1 protein-coding gene and 1 pseudogene are annotated in these 1366 nt (G+C 72.6%); both read left to right on the top strand.

Annotated features, from left to right (window positions below; all coding sequences use genetic code 11):
- Window positions 1-561 (top strand): annotated as a pseudogene (locus ETD86_RS57770) (hypothetical protein); the annotation flags it as partial.
- Window positions 540-1366 (top strand): serine/threonine-protein kinase (locus tag ETD86_RS54380; RefSeq protein ID WP_246149548.1); only part of this gene is annotated, 827 nt, incomplete at its 3' end. The pseudogene ETD86_RS57770 and the gene ETD86_RS54380, both read left to right, overlap by 22 nt.

Here is a 1366-nt window from a genome sequence, read left to right as displayed (position 1 = left end):
GGCTCGTTCCTGGCCTGCGTGGCGCTGGTCTGCGCGGCGCTCTACCTGGAGAACGCCTGCCGCATCCCGAAGGACCCGGAGAACCAGCCGCCGAGCTGCTGCGCTGGCTCGCCAAGGACCCGGAGACGGGAGCCGTCGGCGCCCGCCATGACCTCGGAGATCCGCACCATGCCCGAGCGCACGACGGAACGGCCGGCCCCGTCCCCCACGCGGACCACCAAGAAGCCGGCCACGAGCGCCAGGATCAGCATCCTCGAGATCGAGCTGTCCGCCGGCCCCGGCCAGTCCGAGGCGCAGGGCTGCACAATGCCGCCGGTGCACTTCCAGACCCAGGTGGAATCGTCCAAATCCGAGGTGTGGGTCTCCTACGTCTGGGAGGTGGACGGCAAGGCCATCGTGAAGAACCGGTCGTGGGTGTCCGAGGGCGGGTACACGGCGTTCGTGACCTCCGGCCAGTACATGCTGAAGGCCGGTAGCCACCGGGTCACCCTGCGGATCACCTCGCCGTCCGCGACGAGCAAGAGCCTGTCGTTCAACGTGTGCGCGATCGAGACCTACTGATGCCGGACTCCATCGGCCCGTACCAGGTGATCAGGCAGCTCGGCGAGGGCGGTCAGGGGATGGTCTACCTGGCCGCCGCCCCCGACGGCACGCGGGTGGCGGTCAAGGTGCTGCGCGAGGGCGTACGCGGGGACGGGCGCTTCGCCAAGGAGATCACGGCCGCGCGGCGGGTGGAGCCGTTCTGCATCGCGCAGGTGCTGGACGCGTCGCTGGGCGGGCGGCCGTACATCGTGACCGAGTACGTCGAGGGGCCGTCGCTGCGTGAGGCGGGCCGCCACACCGGGGCCGACCTGCAGCGGCTGGCCGTCGCCACCGCCACCGCGCTCGTCGCCATCCACCGCGCCGGCGTCGTGCACCGGGACTTCAAGCCCGCGAACGTGCTGCTCGGGCGGGACGGGCCACGCGTCATCGACTTCGGCATCGCCCGCGCCATGGACGACGGGGTGACACGGACCAGCAGCGTCGTGGGGACGCCTGCGTACATGGCGCCCGAGCAGTTCGCGGGGGCCGCCGTCGGGCCGGCCGCGGACGTGTTCGCCTGGGCGTCCGTCATGGTGTACGCCGCCACCGGCGCCCCGCCGTTCGGCAACGACTCCCTGCCGGCGGTGCTCCGGCGGATCCAGTACGAGGAACCGCGGCTCGACGGCGTGCCGGAGCCGCTGCGGTCGATCGTGTACGCCTGCCTGGCCAAGGACCCGCACGCCCGCCCGGCCATGCACGACGTGCTCTTCCGCCTCATCGGCGGCCAACCCTCCACGGCGCCCCCCAGCCCGCCCTCCGCCCAGGCGCGACCCGCCTTCCCCGC

This window comes from Nonomuraea turkmeniaca (assembly GCF_005889735.1).
Taxonomy (GTDB): Bacteria; Actinomycetota; Actinomycetes; order Streptosporangiales; family Streptosporangiaceae; genus Nonomuraea; species Nonomuraea turkmeniaca.
This window is presented reverse-complemented; position numbering and strand designations above follow the sequence as displayed.